Origin of the sequence: Yoonia maritima (assembly GCF_003003285.1) — a bacterium.
In the GTDB taxonomy this organism is placed as follows: Bacteria; Pseudomonadota; Alphaproteobacteria; order Rhodobacterales; family Rhodobacteraceae; genus Yoonia; species Yoonia maritima.
This window is the reverse complement of the sequence record NZ_PVTP01000012.1, coordinates 119,718-138,300: the sequence shown is the minus strand read 5'-3', so window position 1 is coordinate 138,300 and position 18,583 is coordinate 119,718. Positions and strand designations below refer to the sequence as shown.

17 protein-coding genes and 1 pseudogene are annotated in these 18,583 nt (G+C 53.2%); 1 reads left to right on the top strand and 17 read right to left on the bottom strand.

Annotated features, from left to right (window positions below):
• A pseudogene (locus CLV80_RS15655) lies at nucleotides 1-232 on the top strand (IS3 family transposase); the annotation flags it as partial.
• Between the two features lie 634 nt (nucleotides 233-866).
• Here the strand turns inward: CLV80_RS15655 and CLV80_RS15645 are convergent.
• From CLV80_RS15645 to CLV80_RS15560, 17 genes are all read right to left on the bottom strand, one after another.
• A complete protein-coding gene (locus CLV80_RS15645; RefSeq protein ID WP_106358878.1) occupies nucleotides 867-1,706 on the bottom strand; it encodes a hypothetical protein in 840 nt (279 codons plus the stop codon).
• The gene (locus tag CLV80_RS15640) at nucleotides 1,703-2,797 is read right to left on the bottom strand and encodes a CoA transferase (protein WP_106358877.1); all 1,095 of its coding nucleotides are present in this window, start codon (nucleotides 2,795-2,797) and stop codon (nucleotides 1,703-1,705) included. The genes CLV80_RS15645 and CLV80_RS15640 overlap by 4 nt, the downstream gene beginning before the upstream one ends.
• Nucleotides 2,794-4,011 carry a CaiB/BaiF CoA transferase family protein gene (locus CLV80_RS15635; RefSeq protein WP_106358876.1) on the bottom strand — a complete coding sequence of 406 codons (1,218 nt, stop codon included), beginning with the start codon at nucleotides 4,009-4,011 and terminating at the stop codon, nucleotides 2,794-2,796. Before CLV80_RS15635 ends, CLV80_RS15640 begins: the two co-directional genes overlap by 4 nt.
• Nucleotides 4,008-5,162 carry a cytochrome P450 gene (locus CLV80_RS15630; protein ID WP_106358875.1) on the bottom strand — a complete coding sequence of 385 codons (1,155 nt, stop codon included), beginning with the start codon at nucleotides 5,160-5,162 and terminating at the stop codon, nucleotides 4,008-4,010. Before CLV80_RS15630 ends, CLV80_RS15635 begins: the two co-directional genes overlap by 4 nt.
• Nucleotides 5,159-6,460: a cytochrome P450 gene (locus CLV80_RS15625; protein WP_106358874.1), complete on the bottom strand. Its 1,302-nt coding sequence runs from the start codon at nucleotides 6,458-6,460 to the stop codon at nucleotides 5,159-5,161. Before CLV80_RS15625 ends, CLV80_RS15630 begins: the two co-directional genes overlap by 4 nt.
• A gap of 4 nt (nucleotides 6,461-6,464) precedes the next feature.
• The gene (locus CLV80_RS15620) at nucleotides 6,465-8,378 is read right to left on the bottom strand and encodes a RiPP maturation radical SAM C-methyltransferase (RefSeq protein ID WP_165793405.1); all 1,914 of its coding nucleotides are present in this window, start codon (nucleotides 8,376-8,378) and stop codon (nucleotides 6,465-6,467) included.
• 101 nt (nucleotides 8,379-8,479) lie between these two features.
• Complete coding sequence (locus CLV80_RS15615; protein WP_106358872.1) at nucleotides 8,480-8,785, bottom strand: hypothetical protein; 306 nt, start codon at nucleotides 8,783-8,785, stop codon at nucleotides 8,480-8,482.
• A gap of 382 nt (nucleotides 8,786-9,167) precedes the next feature.
• On the bottom strand, nucleotides 9,168-9,299 hold the full coding sequence (locus CLV80_RS15610; protein ID WP_165793404.1) for an integrase core domain-containing protein: 132 nt from the start codon (nucleotides 9,297-9,299) through the stop codon (nucleotides 9,168-9,170).
• Nucleotides 9,300-9,740: 441 nt separating this feature from the next.
• Nucleotides 9,741-10,034: a hypothetical protein gene (locus tag CLV80_RS18515; RefSeq protein WP_165793403.1), complete on the bottom strand. Its 294-nt coding sequence runs from the start codon at nucleotides 10,032-10,034 to the stop codon at nucleotides 9,741-9,743.
• A gap of 397 nt (nucleotides 10,035-10,431) precedes the next feature.
• Nucleotides 10,432-11,577, bottom strand: coding sequence for an iron-containing alcohol dehydrogenase (locus tag CLV80_RS15595; RefSeq protein WP_106358868.1), 1,146 nt, complete (start codon nucleotides 11,575-11,577; stop codon nucleotides 10,432-10,434).
• A gap of 3 nt (nucleotides 11,578-11,580) precedes the next feature.
• Complete coding sequence (locus CLV80_RS15590) at nucleotides 11,581-12,954, bottom strand: aldehyde dehydrogenase family protein (RefSeq protein WP_106358867.1); 1,374 nt, start codon at nucleotides 12,952-12,954, stop codon at nucleotides 11,581-11,583.
• A gap of 3 nt (nucleotides 12,955-12,957) precedes the next feature.
• Nucleotides 12,958-14,319 carry a glutamine synthetase family protein gene (locus tag CLV80_RS15585; RefSeq protein ID WP_106358866.1) on the bottom strand — a complete coding sequence of 454 codons (1,362 nt, stop codon included), beginning with the start codon at nucleotides 14,317-14,319 and terminating at the stop codon, nucleotides 12,958-12,960.
• Nucleotides 14,319-14,780: a hypothetical protein gene (locus CLV80_RS15580; RefSeq protein ID WP_106358865.1), complete on the bottom strand. Its 462-nt coding sequence runs from the start codon at nucleotides 14,778-14,780 to the stop codon at nucleotides 14,319-14,321. The genes CLV80_RS15585 and CLV80_RS15580 overlap by 1 nt, the downstream gene beginning before the upstream one ends.
• A 61-nt stretch (nucleotides 14,781-14,841) precedes the next feature.
• Nucleotides 14,842-15,873 (bottom strand): TRAP transporter substrate-binding protein, encoded by a 1,032-nt coding sequence (locus tag CLV80_RS15575; RefSeq protein ID WP_106358864.1) that lies wholly within the window; start codon nucleotides 15,871-15,873, stop codon nucleotides 14,842-14,844.
• A 48-nt stretch (nucleotides 15,874-15,921) separates the two neighbouring features.
• The gene (locus tag CLV80_RS15570) at nucleotides 15,922-17,250 is read right to left on the bottom strand and encodes a TRAP transporter large permease (protein WP_106358863.1); all 1,329 of its coding nucleotides are present in this window, start codon (nucleotides 17,248-17,250) and stop codon (nucleotides 15,922-15,924) included.
• Nucleotides 17,250-17,819, bottom strand: a complete 570-nt coding sequence (locus tag CLV80_RS15565) for a TRAP transporter small permease subunit (RefSeq protein WP_106358862.1) — start codon at nucleotides 17,817-17,819, stop codon at nucleotides 17,250-17,252. Before CLV80_RS15565 ends, CLV80_RS15570 begins: the two co-directional genes overlap by 1 nt.
• A complete protein-coding gene (locus tag CLV80_RS15560; RefSeq protein WP_106358861.1) occupies nucleotides 17,807-18,577 on the bottom strand; it encodes an N-formylglutamate amidohydrolase in 771 nt (256 codons plus the stop codon). Before CLV80_RS15560 ends, CLV80_RS15565 begins: the two co-directional genes overlap by 13 nt.
• Nucleotides 18,578-18,583 lie beyond the last annotated feature (6 nt).

Below are 18,583 nucleotides of genomic sequence, written 5' to 3'. Positions count from 1 at the left end.
ATTTCTTCGGGCCCACAACATTGAACATTCGATGAGCAGACGCGGTAATTGCCATGACAATGCGGTTGCCGAGAGCTTCTTCAACCTGCTCAAACCCCGCGAGCAAGCCAGACAGGACATCTTCGACTACATCGAAATATTCTATAACCCGAAACGCAAACATGCCAGAAACGGAATGCTGTCGCCCGTCGACTTCGAAAACAGACAGCTAAATGTGAACCAAGAAGGTGTCTACAATACTAGGGGCTATTCAAACCGTGTTTTTGAAAGGTCAGGCCCATCTCCTCGCTTGGGTCACAATCACATATTGCGAGCAAAGCTATCGAGAAGCCGGACTGGTGATGTTTGCTGTCGTCGACGAAAATATAGGCCATTCGGCCACCGTAGACGACGCAACCTGCAAGTTAAAGGTGGCGTAAATCTGCAGTGAGATCACTTGAAGCTAGAATTCACGGTTGCGTTGAAAGTCCACAATGATGGGCCGCACCGCAGCGTTGTGACAGTCATGCTGAACGACGGCTTTGGGCCGTAAGGCGCCACCATTTTTGTAAGTGGGAAGCCAAACGGCGGGCTACGCGGCGGGAACGTTAGCGGCCTATTTGTCTGCCAAACACTCTTATATGTTGGCTGCCAACGTTTGTGCAGAATGTATCACCAATTTTGCATGTCGTGGACGAAGTGAGTTCGCGTGGAGTTGGTCCTCAGTGCGCCCATGGGCGGCAACCCAAAAATCCCCATCGGTGAGAAGTTCGGAAGTTACATGTGGCCAACGTCCGTCCTCATATCTTATCGCCATATCAAAACCGTCTTTGCGCAAACCAACCAGATTGGTGCTGGGATTTATAGCAACCGCGTCTTGCAGCAGCCTAAAAGTCGTGATTTGAATGCCGTCCACACCCGCAAAGCTCGGGCAAGTTCAGGCAGTCTTGGGCGGCGTTTATGCTCGCTTCTAGTGCAGCTAACGACAGCCCGGTTGTCTGCAAAAACGCAGTTAAGGCGGCGTTATTTTCACCTATGTCGCTTACCTTCTCGGATGTCGCCCGTGCAGATGTTAGAAATCTGGAATGGGCTTCGCCGAGCTTTCGAAAATAGACCAGAAATCCAAAGCCCTGTACGAAACATCTAAAAATCAATGCCTTATCAGCGCGCGCCACTGCCCGGACGTAATCCTTGCAGGACAATAAATGCGCGGCATCACGATCTGTGTCTTTTAAGTTGAAAGAATGTGCACGTTGGGATCGCCCCTTTGGTCCCGTCCACGCAGAGGTTAAAATAATCTGGCCACTAGCGTCTTGATGGAAAAGCGCCTGTGCCACCGGGTTGCGGCCCGCAATTGGAAAGGCTATGCCAGACACCGTTGTGCCTTGAGATGGAATGGCTTGGGCTTTTGTTGGCATCATCGCGGCCGTTTCCAGAATGTAGCCCACCCCCTTTAGGTGGACGCAGAGCGCTCGATGTAATCCGTCATGGGCCGCCAGTATTTGGCAGTCGGCCTGTGGTAAATGCTGCTGCACCAGTGCGCGCAATCTGAGCGTATGATACACGCAGTTGCCACCAAGGTGCGGAGGAACCTGAACACCATAGGCACGCAACACCGCCGCAATTGAGTTAAAATGGATATTGTGTTGAACGTCTTGCATCAGGGAGGACAAGAGTGCGCGTTCGTCCGTCAAATAGGCCTGCGGGGCATGTGGCGGTGCGATCACTGTGACCTCGCTGGCCACGGCACGGCAGTCATCTGAACAGGTGCTTTGGGTAATTTATCTTTTCCATTTTTGGTGATGATCCAATTGTCTCTTGCCGCCAATTGAGGATCATCTAAAACATGTGAAAAATTGTTTACCGGGGCCAGCAAGGTGCCATCAATCACAGCATCATCGTATAGTGAAGTGGTTTTCTGTGATCGAAAGTAGGACCGAAAAGGTTGCAAAAAATCTTCAATCTCAGCTTGACTTGCAAATTCAATCTGGGTCAAATCCCGGGCCAATAGATCAGGGGCTGCAAACCCGGCGGCGGCCATCCGACCAACCAAAGCCTGCATGCCGCGCACATCCCGCCCGGTCATCGGAAGCCAAACGACAGAGCCATCAGATGTCTCAAACAAAAGCGGCAGCGCTAGGGACATATCCCCGATTGCGTAGGTATTGCCGCGGCGGGTTAGATTGATCTGCTGCTGGTCCCAAAACTGGTAGGCGTTCACCAACATCCACAACCCGACATCGCGGATGGAAACGTCGATCAAGGCACCTTGGCCTGTCTTGCGCTGACGCCTGCGCGCGATCAACAGCGCCGCAAACGCATGGAGTGACGCAAAACGAGCGCTCATGAAAGGCGCTGAGGGTTTCACGGGTCGCCCCTGCGCCGCCCCCGTCAAATTTAGATATCCGCTTGCGGCAATGGCGATCAAATCGCTGGACGGGCGGTCCGCATCTGGTCCGTTCGAGCCAAAGGGCGTAAATCTAAGGATAATTGCACTGGGGTTATCTGCCCTCAATGACGTGCAACAAATAGCGCCGGGTTGTGCATTGACATCCCACAAGATCACATCCGCCGATAGAGCATGTTCAGCAAACTCTGCCGCGCGCACCACTGTTTTACCAAGATCAAACGCACCGTAAAAAGCGGCCAACCGTCCTGAGGAGCCATCGCTTTTTGATCTGGCGGTAAAGACGGTTGCGCCCAAATCCGTCAACATACGCCCTGTTAGTGCACCAGCTGTTCCGGCACTTTCGGCGACGCGCAAACCTTGAAAGGGGGGGGGAGGAAGCCCTTGTTTTGGGGTTGAATCAGGCTTCATCCAAGCGCCCCTTTGGCGCGCAGAGTGGAAATGTGGGTGGCATCATAGCCAAGAAGATCTTGGCACAACACATCACTATCGGCATCAAAACTTGGGAAAGGGCGATTGGGTCCTGAGATCATTCCATCAATTTGAAACGAGGGACTTAGTACCGCATGGTTGCCGTGATCGTCGTGTTTCAACTGCCGAAATGCGCCTGACATTGAAAGCTGCACCTCTGCAAAAAGGTCTTCCGCCAGATAGACTTTGCTTGCAGCCACGCCCTGCGCGCTTAATGCATCTGCCAGTTCAGCGGCGTTCCATGCGCAGGTATAGGCCTCAATTTCTTTGTCCAAGGCTTGTTCATCTGCTTTGCGGGCCGCCAAGGATTTGTAGCGCGAAACATTATCTGGCGCCAATCCAAGCACCACCCCCAATACCGTCCAATCGCGCTCTGTCTCAACAGTGATCGCACACCATGCATCCGGTCCCCGACAGCGATAGGCGTTGTTTGGGCATACATGTTCTTCATGGTTGCCATCGCGCTCAATTTTGATCCCCCATTGCACCGCCAACAGCTCTGGTGCCGCCAAATAGGCAGAGGTGTCGACATGTGCGTGATCTATGTAGGAACCCTCACCGGTGTCGTCCCGCACCTCAAGCGCCAACATGATTGCTGACAGCAAAACCGGCCAAGACATAAAATCGGTATAGGCAGAGTAGGGCCCAACAGGTGGCGCATTTGCTTCGCCTGTGATGTCGAACCAACCAGTTGCCGCCGATGACAAATGCCCAAATCCGCGCAGGGTTGCACGCGGGCCGGTCTGTCCCTGCAAGCTATGGCTTGCCATCACAATACGCGGATTCCAGTTGTGGATAACATCATAGGTCAAGCCAAGCCGTGCCATGACACCGGGGCGGAAAGCCTCGACCAAAACGTCTGAGACCATGACCAAATCACGCAATATCGCGCGGCCTTCAGCAAGTGATAGGTCCACCGCCATACTGCGTTTTCCAGCATTGTAGGCCGCAAAATATCCGCTGCGGTTCAGAGGGTCTTTGGTGGGTGCATAGGGCGGTGCAAGACGCGCAATGTCAGGCCGCTTAGCTGTCTCGATCTTGATGACTTCGGCGCCAAAGTCGGCAAGGTGGCGTGTTACTGTTGGCCCAGCAATTGTTGAGGTTAGATCAATCACGCGCATACCCTCAAGCGGCAATTCATCATCCACTGTCATGGGGTTTGTGCCTGTGGGTTTTGTAGCCAGAAGTGCGGAATGTGTCGCAATCCCGATCTTGGGTCAGAGGGTGAAAGCGGTGCTTCGGCTTCTAGATTAGAGCAAGCAACAAAGAGGGCTGTGACCGCTTCTTCCATCATCATTTGCGCAAGTCTTGAACCAAGACAATAATGGGGGCCTAGACCAAACGCGGAATTGGGTCCTGATCCTGACAGGTCTTGCGTTAATGCGGACAGTGACACCAAACACTGCGCGCCTGACTTGATCTTTACTGACGCAAGTGTGACCTGCTCAGTTGTGACCCGCGCAACATGTTGGGCAGGGGTCGCTTGAAGTAGTGCGGAGTCAATAAGCGCTGCATTTTCGTCTGGCGTGTCGGGGTGCAATTTTCCTTGATCCAATGTCAGCGGAATCGTCGTGCTTAGTGCGCTGACAACGGGCCAATATCCTGCGGTCAGCACGTTGAGGCAAACGGCTGCTAACTCTGCCTCGCGCTCCCTTGATGCAAACCTTGGCAGGGCCTGCAAGAGCGACAAAAGACTGGGTGAGGCGGGATCATCTGTGCGACAAGCGGCTTGTGCCAAAAAGAACGCCTCATACTGCAACACTGCGGCTTGCGCAGCATCCGCGACCTGTTTTTGCGCTGCGGGGTCAGGTTGACCAATGTAGAACCGGGTTTGGCAGGCCGCCCAACGCTCTATTTTTGCCCAGCAGCCAGGTGGAAATTCGAGCAACTCAAGCAGCATCTGTTGGACCATCGGTTGGATATAAGTAGTCAACAAATCGAAACGCGTGTGGGCTGCGCAAGCATTGGCATGTTTCTGCGCAATCCGGCTAAGGTTTGGTCGAAGGCCCGCCAACGATTTTTGCGTAAATGCCGGCTGTAAAGCTGCACGTAATTTCTTGTGCTCAGCGCCATCTAACAGCCCCAGCCGCGCCTTGGTGAACCTGCGCAATGCGGGATAGCTTTTGGTGCAATTTGATCCCTGCAATGCACGCTGAAACAATCCCTCTATCCGAGCACCGTTAGAAAACTTCGGGCTGCGAAGGCACTCTTTGGCGGCCTGTTTTTCCACGATCCGCCAGCTTGCACAATCAGGGTCCCAGACCGCCCCGTTTAATTCTTTGGTGCAATGGTTTGGCTGGTTCATTGCTGCACCTGAACAGGCCACCGCGCGATCCCACGGTGACGTTCATCCCGGTCCCATTGCGCATCTTCAGTGCGGATGTATGAATATATATCGTGGTTCAGCAACGCGGTCAGAGCCACTTGCACGAGCATACGCGCGAGGCCTGCGCCAGGACAATAATGTGGCCCCGCTCCAAAGGCGAAATGCGCAACACTGCCATTGCGCAGGTCCAATGTGTCAGGGTTCGCAAAGCGTTCTGGATCGCGGTTTCCTGATCCCGGCAACAGATGCACATTGGCCCCTTTGGGAACCTTCACGTCACTAAGGGTCACTGGTTTGGAAACTGTCCGGGACAGTTTTTGCACAACACAATCGTATCGCATGAGTTCATCCACGGCCTCGACTGACAATCCACCAGATTGCATCTGTGTAGCTGTCCACTGGGGATGGTTGAGGGCAGTATGTAACCCGACGGAGACCGCATGGCGTAAGCTTTCGTACCCTCCAGTAAGGCATTGTATTGCCGTGCAGATCGCAGCATCTAACCCCAAACCTTGCTTGATCATCGCCTTTTTGAGCGCCCGTATGATGAGGCTGTCTGAGGTTCCGTGATTGTCAGAAAGCAACTGTCCAAAAATGGAAGACAACGCGCCTACAGCACGCTCTTTGCGGTCTAATTCGTCGGTTGACATGGTTGCAAGCGCGAAGTCACCCAACATATTGCGGGTCCAACCCTCGACGTCTTCTAACGGCCAGCGGTGGTCTAGGCCCATCGCGGCCACCAACACTTCAAATGGTAATGGCTTGGCAAAGTCGCCAATGAGGTCAACGTCTTGGGTTAAGTTCAGGGCCTCCAGCCGGGCCTTGCATTTCGCTTCGACCATTGGTTTTAGCGCAGTGATGACAGGCCGCGCGGTTGCTGCTTGCATGAGTTTTCGATGCTTAGTGTGCGCGGTACTATCCAAATGCCCAAGATGGTTGGGAACAACTTTGCACACTGTTGGCAGTCGGTTCCTGATTTCCTCAGACAGACCCGCAAACAAAGCGTCGCAGCGCGCGCCATGGGACAGCGCATCAGAGGCTTCGATACGCGAAATATCGTCAAATCGTGATATCATCCATGCACCACGCCCGGCACTGTAATGAACCGGAGCTGACTGGCGAAGCTCTTTATAGAAGGGGTAGGGATCATCCAACAACGCGTCATAGGCCATGGAATTGCGTGCTGTTCTTTGTGCCGCCTGCGCCGTATCCGCACCGGGCCCGATGCTGGCGCATTTTGCATCTGAAATCGCTGAACCCTTGTGCTCATCCCGCATGAGTTCAAATTCCTGGATTTACAGGAAGCGCGAGGCTGAGATAATTGTCATTTTCCGACAACATCAACCCCATGCTGCAAAATCTGTCCAAGGCCGCACGGACTTCTTCTAAGCTATGGGCGTTTTCGTACTTGGAATTCAGCCGTTTTGTGACCTGACCAGCAGAGCAATAGGTTTCGTCACATTCCAGATAGATTTGGGCAAGTGGTCCCTCAAATGAATGGGTTCCCCGAGAAAAATCGCGACGGTCATCATCAATCATGATGCCGTCGTCGATCAACCTGTAGCTAAGAGTATCAGGCTGGTCACTTGTGGCCCGGTCTTGCCATTCTGCCACCCATGCGCGCAGATCCGAATGTTCGGACCCTTGTGTGTTGGCCATGACATAGTCAAAAAAATAGGCCACTTTTTCGAGGTTGAGATAGTCAGGATACGCATGGCCGTAACTGGCCTCTGGCACAATCTCTTGGATGGGAAACCGATCTTTTTGCGTATAAAATGGGGAAAACCGCTCTAGCCAAATTGGGCCGCATCCGCTTGGGGGTTCCAGATGGGGGATAAGTTTCGCGGCAGACAGTTGTGTCGCATAATCCTCGGCAATCTCTCCGGGAAAACCCCAGATGATATTCCAGCCAACCTTGAGCCTGTAATAGCGCGACCATTTTAAAAGGCGGACATTTTGAAGCATTGTGCAGCCTTTTTCCATCAGTGCCAAAACATTCGTGCTGAGGCTTTCGATGCCCGGCTGGATATGGCGCACACCGCCCTTTTGCAGCATCGCGACTTGTGACCGGTTTAAGTTCGCCTTTACTTCAAAAAAGAACGTGTAATCGAGGCGCTTCCCCTCAATTTCAGAGAAAAATGTGGAGAGATATTTCATGTCCAATATATTGTCGACGCTCTCGAAAGACGTAATGCGGTGGCGCTTTGCCAGCGTTGCGATCTCAGCCAAAAGGCGCTTTGGGTCTTTGGAGCGGTAGGTCATACCGGTGCCGTTCAGGCCACAAAATGTGCAATGGTGCTTTTCGCCCCACCAACAGCCACGCGACCCTTCCAACGGCAACATCCGCCCATAACGGTCGCCAGACGAAAGGCCAGTGGCGTCCATACGTGCGAAAAATTCGTCATAGATGGGGATTGGCTGGGCGTTCAGGTCTGAAAACTCTGCGTTGGCTGGCGTAAAAGATACATCTTGTCCTTGCCGCGCTATGACACCGGGAATGCCTGCGCCGGATTTTCCATCGCGTATCGCTTTGAGTAATTTGGGAAAAGCCGTTTCGCCTTCTCCGGATACGGCATAGTCAATGCAGTCAAATGCACGCACATATTCAGGGCCCATTTCATCTTCGAAATTAGCACCGCCAAACACGATTTTGGTGTCGGGGGATGCCGATTTGATGCGCCGTGCCAAAGCCAGTGATGCGACGTTTTGCTGGAAGGTAGAGGTGAAGCCGACAACATCCAAAGTGGTCCAGTCCTCGTTCGTCATACAGGCGTCGATAAACTCTGGTAGTATGCGGTGCCGCAGTTCGGTCAAATACGGGCGATCACAATCAAGCTTTTCGCAAAGGCCGTCGATTTCTTCGGGGAATGCTTTGAAATAGGCATTATCATCTGTATCAACTTCGCCCCCAAAAGCCGCGACTGAAAACAGCCAGTCACCCGTCATGCGTCCACGGTGTTGGCACAAGCTATGATAGGCATCAGCGCCGATGCGTTGGGCGAGATAGACTGTTAGATGATAGGTCGAAACCTGTGCGCCGATACTTTGAGCGATGGCAGCAAGCAAGCCAATTTGAATCGAAGGGTAATCTATTGAAAAGAAAGGGGCGCAAACCAATCCAACCTTTAACGGTTTTGGGTTGTCCGCAACTTTAAGGGTATCGCCAAATTCGAAACGTGCAGCGTTGTGTCCCAAAGATGAACTCCAACAAATGATATGAAAAATGAATAATAATGTGACGCCCGGCTCACCGGACGTCAGCGTTTCCGTGGTACCGGCTAAGAATAGCTAGGGTGCTATTCGATACAAACAGTACCGGGTGCAAGAACCGCTGCATTGCCGGATGGTTCTGGAAATGCGCCTGGCGCAAAGCGCGAGAAGGATGCGGCAAATCCAGCCTGCAACCCAGTGGAGTTGTCCCCGCCACGGTCAATACGCAGTCCTTCAGGCCCCAAATTCGCTAATTCACGACCAGCCAAGACAACCATAGCAGAAAGCATCGTCTGCTCTTTGTCATCGAGGTCCTTTGCAAATCGCTCAAGCTTGTCGGCCAAAGCTTCAAGCTCTTTTGCCGAAATTTCTATCTCTTTTCCTTCTTTCATAGTAATTCTCCAATTTTAGAAATTTATGTAAATAAAACCTTGAGCAATAAAATGGCTCATAGAAAGTGTAGCCCATTATCGTCAAAGTAGTGTTCATTTTCAATAAAATTCTCGAAGTTGTACCTATCGTGGCTTTGAAACACTCAAGAAAAAGGGCCTAAGTATTAGTCTGTAAACAACAAACAGGTTGCGCTGTTAGTTGTCGTTTTAGTCTACTTTTGGCGCAGTTCTCGCCGTGCCTTGTTAATTTGTACAGCATCAACCACCTTGTGCGGCAGCGACAACCACTTGGCCAGTTTATGCGCCGCTGTTGTGTTGCCTTGACCTGCGCCCTAAGTTTCCTCCAGCTTTGCGCGGACCCCTTAGATTTAAACCTTTGGCGTTAGGCCGCCATCTTGTCCATTGTCTTTCTTTGCAGAAATTCCATCGGTGTCAGCCTTGCTAAGGCTGAATGTGGTCTGCGCCAGTTGTAGTCTTCTTGCCATTCTTCCAGCGTTTCACGGGCTTCGCCCAATGTACCAAATAGCGTTTCATTACCGCACGATGATCCGATGGGCAGCGTCCCATCAATGCCTATTCGCTTGGATTTGGACTTTCAACTACCTGCCTTAGCGAGATCCATTCAATTTCAACAATAACACGTCACCTCGCCTTAGAGCCACTTATTGCGGCCATTGGAGCAGCCGCAGCCAAGGCCCGCTTCCTCCACAGATCGCTAGCTCGAGGCACCACGCATTTGCGTGTGCAGCGAATGACCGCAAAGCGGGCTGCGACCGCAGCATCCCCGAACTGCGCTGAGAGTCCGTTAATGGGATGTACCGGCTGCTTCACCCAGCAGGTTAGGCTGCGCCTAGTTCACCTGCATATAGGAGAAGTAGCATGGCGAAGACAGAGTGTGTTGAACTGATGTCGATTGGCATCGATATCGGGAAAGACACGTTTCATTTGGTTGGCTTTAGGATGCCACTGCCGTCAGCAAGGTGTGGCGGTCCTTCCGAATGCCTCGGCGCGCGACTGAGCCATCCGCCAAAACTGCATCGACATATCCAGCCGCAATAATTTCATCATGCTTTATGTGCACCTGCTTTGGCGTCATCCCGAAGATAAGGTTCGGTGGTTTGGGGCTTTCGATATGCAGGGAAAATTCCGGCTCACGTGCTGCTTCATCCAAAACTTGTCGCACGCTTTGACCGACCTTGTTGGGTTTACGGGAGTAGCTCTGGAGATGTAAAAACTGCGGGCCAGACATGCTCAGTGCCCCCAGCCAAAAGAAACACAATACTGACCGACTATTGAGTTGATAAACAACTCGCCGGGCAAGGCGCTGCGCCCCTGCACCCAACTATGCGGCTGCGCCGCCGATCTGTACCAGATCGAAGCCCCCGTTGGCGGCTGCCAGACCTCCCCCCTCACCTGCTATATGGAGGCCATTCGGGTGAGGTCTTGCAAAGGGAACCCATGCGTTGAGAACCTTGTGAGACACCACCCTTCTCATAGCCGAATTGCCTGTGGCACGCTTGATGTCTTTGACGATCTTCTCGCCGGGGCTCTTCATTGTCTTTCTCATCTTCCACTCCTCGGTGGCTACGATGAGCAACAAACACTCTCTTAGCAAATTGCACTATTTGAACCCATAAGCGCTGACGTCAGACAATCTTCAAGAGCAGTTCTTTGGTGTTCTTGGCGGTCATTTCGACTGGGTTGCCGCCTGTGCTTGGGTCTATGAGTGCGCCTGAGACGATCCTATCGATGTCCGGGTTTTCTACGCCTAGGCCGCCCAGTGTTTTAGGGATGCCAAGCGACGCGTTCAAATCGTCGACGTAGCTGCAAAAGCCGTCAAACCCACCTTTGATGCCAAGATAATTCGCCGCCATCGCCATACGGTCAGCGATTGCTGGTTTGTTGAATTGCAGCACCGTGGGCATGCAGACGGCGTTCGTTGTGCCATGGTGGGTGTGATAGATTGCGCCGATGGGGTGTGACAGGGCGTGGATGGCACCTAGTCCCTTTTGGAACGCAGTGGCACCCATTGCTGCCGCGGACATCATGTTTGCGCGCGCTTCGATATCTGTACCGTCTGCGTAGGCACGGGGCAGGTATTCTTTGACCAAGCGCATCCCTTCGAGCGCGATACCTTGCGACATGGGGTGGTAGTGCGGTGAACAGAATGCCTCTACGCAATGTGCGAATGCATCTAGGCCAGTGCCAGCGGTGATGAACTTTGGCATGCCAACCGTCAGTTCTGGATCGCAGATGACCACGGACGGCAGGAATTTCGGGTGAAAGATGATTTTCTTTTCGGCTGTGACCGAATTGGTGATCACGGATGCCCGGCCCACTTCGGACCCTGTCCCGGCTGTCGTAGGCACGGCCACGATCGGCGCGATGGCATCCGCGTCTGCGCGCGTCCACCAGTCGCCGATATCCTCAAAATCCCACAAGGGGCGGGTTTGGCCAGCGTAGAACGCGACCAGTTTTCCCAGATCAAGACCTGAGCCACCACCAAATGCGACAACGCCGTCATGTCCACCTTCGCGAAACGCTTTCACACCGGCCTCGGCATTCTTTTCGTTTGGGTTCGGGTCAACATCGGCAAAGATGGCGCGTCCCAAACCGGCGGCTTCAAGCAGATCAAGCGTCTTTGTCGTGATCGCCATATCGGCCAGACCGCGGTCAGTGATCAGAAGTGGTTTCTTGATGCCCGCAGCGGCGCAAGCATCTGCGATCTCGGAAATGCGCCCTGCGCCGAAACGAATTGCGGTAGGGTAGGACCAGTTTGCAGTGATCGACATCGGTTAGGCCTTTTTCATGTGGTAGGATTTCGGACGTGTCAGGTTGTGGAACCCGATCACGGATAGACCGCCGCCGCGCCCAGTGTCTTTGCAGCCGGTCCAGCACAGCGCGGGATCAAGATAATCCGCCCTGTTCATAAACACGGTTCCGGTTTCAAGCTGATCGGCAATTGCCTCAGCGCGTTCGGTATCTGGCGTCCAAAGAGAGGCCGTCAGCCCATAATCGCAGTCGTTCATGAGAGCGATTGCCTCGGCGTCGGATTTCACGGGCATGATGCCGACGACAGGGCCAAAGCTTTCTTCACGCATGACACGCATGTCGTGGGTCACGTCGGTCAGGATTTGGGGCATCAAATATGCGCCGCCATCTTGCGGGAACAATGCTGGATCGATGTGGGTCTTGGCACCAGCGGCAACCGCATCAGCGATTTGCGAACGAACACCATCAGCAAAGCGCACTTGCGCCATCGGCCCAATGGTCGTTTCCGGATCAAGAGGGTCGCCCAGCTTGTACGTGTTCACCAGTGCTACGGCTTTTTCGACAAATGCGTCGAATAGGCTTTCGTGGACGTAAATCCGTTCGATACCACAGCAGCATTGGCCAGAGTTGAACATTGCGCCGTCCATAAGCGTATCGACAGCGGCGTTTAGATCAGCGTTTTCCATGACATAGCCAGGGTCTTTGCCGCCCAGTTCAAGGCCCATGTTAGTGAACGTGCCAGCCGCGGCCTTTTCCATCGCGGCACCGCCTGCGACTGACCCGGTAAAGTTCACGAACCCAAAGGAACGTGTCGCAATAAGGTCTGATGTCGTTTGGTGATCAAGGAATACGTTTTGGAATACGTCGGCGGGCACGCCTGCGGCATGGAATGCCTCTGCCATGCGCTCACCTACAATCGGTGTTTGCGATGCGTGTTTCAGAACCACCACGTTGCCTGCGATCAGCGCAGGGGCGATTGTGTTGATCGCCGTCATGAATGGATAGTTCCACGGGGCAACGACAAGTACGACGCCGTGTGGCACGCGTTTGATCATGCGGCGGAATTTGTCGCTGTCTTCGACGATGGTCGGGGCAAGCGATTCATGCGCGATGTCCGCCATATACTGCGCACGCTCGTTAAAGCCGCCGAATTCACCGCCATAACGCACCGGGCGACCCATTTGCCATGCAAGTTCCGGCACGATGAGGTCGTTCATTTCACCGACCTTGGCGACACCAGCAAGCACCAATGCAATGCGTTCGTCCAGCGGACGCGCTGCCCATTCGATTTGGGCGGTCTTTGCGCGGGCGACGGCTGCGTCGGCTTCTACGCGGGTTAAGGTAGGGCGTTCGGCATAGACCGATCCGTCTACCGGAGAGATGCATTTGATAGTCATGGTTCAGGCCCTTTCAAAACCGCGTGCGATTTCCCAGTCGGTCACCACACGGTCAAATTCTTCTTGTTCCCATTCCGCTGCGCGGGTGTAGTGATCGATTACATCGTCGCCCATGACGTCGCGCAGGAATTTTGAATTACGGAGTGTTTCAGTCGCTTTGCGCAAGGTCTGGGGAATGTCACCAGCTTTGGCATCTTCATAGACATCACCTGTGGTAGCAGGCGCAAGAGGCATTTTATCTTCGATGCCTTTGATCCCTGCGGCAAGCATAGCGGCCTGGGCAAGATAGGGGTTCAGGTCCGATCCACCAATCCGGCATTCGACGCGAACGCCCTTGGTGCCATCACCACAAAGGCGGAACCCGGCGGTGCGGTTATCGACCGACCAGACCGTTTTTGTAGGGGCAAAGGTGCCTTTGGAAAACCGCTTATAGCTGTTCACATAGGGTGCCAGAAAATAGGTGTAGTCCGGTGCATAGGCGATCAGCCCAGCCATGTAATGTTCCATCAGTTCGGACATGCCTAGCTTGGCGTCCTTGTCATAGAATGCAGGCTTTCCATCGGCCCAAAGCGACTGATGCACGTGCGAAGATGATCCCACGCGGTCATGGCTCCATTTCGGAAGGAAGCTGGCGGCGTGGCCCTGCTGCCAAGCGATTTCTTTGATCGCGTGTTTCGCAATCGAATGATGGTCGGCGCAATCCAGTGCAGCGGCGTAGCGGATGTTTAGCTCTTCTTGGCCCGCTTCTGCCTCGCCCTTTGAATTCTCAATCGGGATGCCTGCCGCATATAGATGGTTGCGGATTGGGCGCATGACGCCTTCTTCTTTGGTGGTCTGAAGGATGTGGTAGTCTTCGTTATAGCCGCTGATCGGTTCGAGATCACGGAACCCCGATTTGCGGATTTCGTCAAAGCTTTTCGCGAAAAGGAAAAACTCCAACTCTGTCGCCATCATCGCGTCGAACCCAAGCGCCTTGAGCCGGTCAATCTGTTTTTTCAATATAGCGCGGGGGGAATGCGGGACCGGTTCATGCGTATGGTGATCCAGCACGTCGCACAGAACCATCGCGGTTCCTTCTAGCCACGGCACCATGCGAATGGTGCTTAGGTCGGGCTTCATCACATAGTCGCCATAGCCCGACTGCCAACTGGTTGATGCGAAACCGCTTGGCGTTGCCATCTCAAGGTCAGTGGCAAGCAGATAGTTGCAGCAATGTGTTTCGTTAAACGACGTTTCCACAAAGTTGGCCGCATGGAACCGTTTGCCCATCAGGCGCCCTTGCATATCCACAAGGCAGGTCAGAACCGTATCAACCGTGCCGTCAGCGACGCGGGATTTCAGATCATCGAATGTCAGATTGCCCATTAAGGTGTTTCTTTCTTTTGATTTCGCGCGTCGTTTTTAAGCTGTTCCAAGATTGCAGGGAAGTCGCTAGCTTTGGTTGTTGGAGCCAGTGCGGGAGGATCAAATCGCGCTTCCAGAACGCGATCGGTAAGCTCTATATCGACGCTCCGGAGTGTTTCGGCTTCGCCCTCAGGGTGGAGGTATAGAAAGACTTCATGTCCTAGAAATTCGACCAAGTAGCGTTCATCAACATTGGATCGCTTATAGCAGCCAAGCCCAAGGTGAGGCCCGAGTGTGGATTGAAGGTTTCCGGCAGCGTCATAATGAGCTGCTCTATGTACATGTGTAAGCGATGGTAAGTGATCAGATAACTTGGGATCTGAAGCGACGGTATCAAACCAACCTTTGATATGATCGGCCGCATCATCCGTCAGATGAATTATAGATGGGTCAATCACGGAAATTGCATTTTTCGTCATCATCGCTTGTTCTCCCCCAATTTGGTGCTCCCGCAAACATGAGGGAGCACCAAGCTCTGAAACCTTAGCCGTAACGGTAAGGACGTCCAGCTTTGAGCATGTCGGCGTTGTACTGTTTAAAGATATCGACCACGCGGCGTTTCACGTCGCTTTCGGCTGCGATTTCTTCCCAGAACTCTTGTGCTTTGGCTTCGACCGTTGCCCATTCTTCGTCTGGGATTGTGGTCAGTTCCATCTTGGTGCCATTGACGCGCAGGTTTGCTTCGCCACCCCAGTACCACCACTGACGATAGTAGTGTGATTGGTCACAGCAGACGCGGAACAGCGTTTGCAAGTCTTCGGGCAATTCGTTCCAACGATCCATGTTGGCAAAGAACGACCCAGCCCAAGCACCAGAGATGTTGTTGGTCAGGAAGTAGTTGGTCACGTCAGCCCAACCAACGGTGTAATCCTCGGTGATGCCCGACCATGCGATGCCGTCAAGTTCGCCAGTCTGCACCGCGACTTCGATATCTTCCCAAGGTAGGTTCACAGGAACAACCCCAAACTGGGACATAAAGCGGCCGGCTGTTGGGAAGGTAAAGATGCGCTTACCTTCCAGATCAGCAAGGCTGCGGATCGGGTCTTTGGTGGCAAAGTGGCAAGGATCCCAAGAACCCGCACTGATATGTTTCACGCCCACTGCAGAATATTCTTCGTCCCAAATTTCGTTCAGGCCATATTGGTTGAACAGCACAGGCACGTCCAAAGAATAGCGTGAACCAAATGGGAAGTAGCCGCCGAAAACGGTGACCTCGGTCGGGGACGCCATTGAATCGTCGTCAGATTGTACCGCATCAATCGTGCCGCGCTGCATGGCTTGGAACAATTCGCCAGTTGGGACCAGCTGATCTGCATAGAACAGTTCAATCTGCATACGGTCGCCAGCGATCTGGTTGAACATCTTAATCGCAGGATCAATGACGTGCTCGGCCAATGCGGCACCAGCATAGGTCTGCATCCGCCATTTAATTGTGCTTTGGGCAAGCGCGGGCGTCGCCAGCGCTGCGGGGGCGGCAATAGCGGCCCCTTGGATAAACTTACGTCTCGTTGTCATTATATCGTCTCCTAGGTTGGGAAAATGGCCCACTTTGCGGGGCTCTTATTAAGGTTGGTTGTAAATGTAGTCTGGCAGCCAAGTCGCAAGGCCGGGGAAAACCATCACAAGGATCAAAGCAAAGACCATGACCGCAACGAATGGGGTGATCGAAGAATAGATATCGCGCAGCGAGATTTCAGGCGGAGCCATCGCCCGCATCAAGAACAGGTTATAGCCGAACGGCGGCGTCATATAAGCGATCTGTGTCGTGATTGTATAAAGGATACCGTACCAAATCAGATCGAACCCTAGTTCACCAACCAGCGGTACGTAGAGCGGGGCAACGATGACCAGCATCGCAGTGTCATCTAGGAACGTCCCCATTACGATAAAGCTAAGCTGCATCAAGATTAGGATCGTCCAAGGCGACAGGTTTAGCTTTTCGGTGAATAGGCTCTCGATTGCTTTGACCGCGCCCAGCCCGTCAAACACCGCCCCGAACGCCAGTGCCGCCAGAATGATCCACATGAACATGCAGGTGATGCCCAGCGTATTGCGGACCGAATTTTCGAATACTTCGCGGGTCATTCGTCCTTTGATGACCGCAGCAACAAAGGCGGCGATTGCCCCAATGGCAGAGCTTTCGACAAGCGATGTCCAGCCGCGCACGAAAGGGATCATCATCACCGCAAAGATAATAAGTGGAAGCAACCCAGCGCGTAGCAGGCGCATCTTTTCTGCGCGTGGTATATCGCGTTCCTCAGCAGGTAAAACTGGCCCCAGATCGGGGTTCATCCGGCAACGGATCACGATATAGGCGATGAATAGCCCTGCCATCATCAGGCCCGGCACGATCCCGGCAAGCCAAAGCTGGCTAACTGGTTGCCGCGCAATCATTGCGTAAAGAACAAGCACGACAGACGGTGGTACTAGAATGCCCAAAGATGACCCAGCTTGGATCACCCCCGTGACCATGCGTTTGTCGTAGCCACGTTTTAATAGTTCGGGAAGTGCAATGGTTGACCCAATCGCCATGCCTGCCACCGACAATCCGTTCATTGCGGAAATAAGCACCATCAGTCCAATGGTCCCAATAGCCAGCCCGCCCCGCAGGCCGCCCATCCAGACATGGAACATCTTGTATAAGTCGTCTGCGATTTTGGATTCTGACAGCACGTAGCCCATGAAGATGAACATCGGCAGGGTCAGAAGCGGATACCACTTCATTAGCTTCATCGCGGCAGAGAACCCGATGTCAAATCCGCCTTTGTCACCCCAAAGCAGCAAGGCGGCGACGACAGCAACAAAGCCGATCGCACCAAACACCCGCTGCCCGGTAAGCAACATCAGCATCATGGTGGAAAACATCAAAGTGGCGATTAATTCGTAAGACATCAGATAGTTTCGCCCTTAATGCGCAGCACGTCTTTGCATAGTTCAGATGTGCACTGCAGTAGCATCAAGAATAGCCCCGTAACCATGACCGCTTTGATTGGCCAAAGGTATGGACGCCACGCGGTCGATGCGCGCTCCATCCTGCCGATTTCTTCGGAACCTGTGATGAGACCACCAAAGAACGAAAACGGTTCGGTTCCCCAGTATCCCAATGAATAAGCGGTGGAGCTAACGGCCCCGTAAAGAAGCACGCATAGATAAAAGATTAGCAATAGCGCAGTGAAGACATCAAACCACGCCTTTTTGCGCGTGGACCATTCACCATAAAGCAAATCCATTCGCACATTGGACCCGAGCTGGATCGAATACGGGCCGCCTAAAATATAGTAGCCGACCATTACAAATTGCGCCATCTCAAGCGTCCAAAGCGAAGGCACAAAGAACGTCTTACTGATCGAAGACCAAAGCAGAATCCCCATCAATATAAATATCCCGTACATGGCGATACGTCCGATACGGTGATTGATCGCGTCAACGACACGGATATACCCGAACATTATACCACGCATTGAACGGTTCCTTGCGCGCTGGTCGCTGCGACAGCATCAACAAGCCAATACGCGATCATATCACCCATGGCATTCTGTTGATCTTCGGTTTGGATCAGGTCGTTCCTGATTTCGAGCATCACATTCAGGTGTCCGTCCGGCAAAGCGTGTTCACGTAGCGTGTGGGTTACGCCGTTGTCTGGGCCATAGGGTTCATTACGTAAAACCACCGCTTTCGTGTGTTCGGTTGATGTGTTCAGCATCGCATCTGCCAACCGGGTGTCATGATCATGAAGCACACCAATTTCGACCCTACGGTTTTGACCATAATAGACAGGGGTAAAACTGTGGATTGTGACGATGATTGGCGCAGTGGTGTTTCTGAGCTGATCTGCAATCGTTTTGCGGAACGGTTCGTAATACATCTGTGCGCGTTGCTCTCGTGCCTCAGGAGTGAGGTTGAAGTTACCCGGGATATCGATGACTTCGCTGCGTGCGGGCATGGCGTCAGGCGCGCTGGGCGGACGATTGCAGTCGTAGACCAGACGCGACACATTGCTTGCGATTAGCACAGCGTCCAGCTTGCGTGCGATCCGCACTGATACGCCCAAAGCACCGGGGTCCCAAGCCGCATGGCTATCACGTGCCTTGAGAGACAGGCCAAGGTGATTCAATGCATCAGGGATATAATGCGAGGCGTGTTCGCATATTAAAACGGCAGCGGACCCACCCGTGGGGTTCACAATTTGCACCGTGTCGATTGGCTGGTTTTGTGTCATATGCTC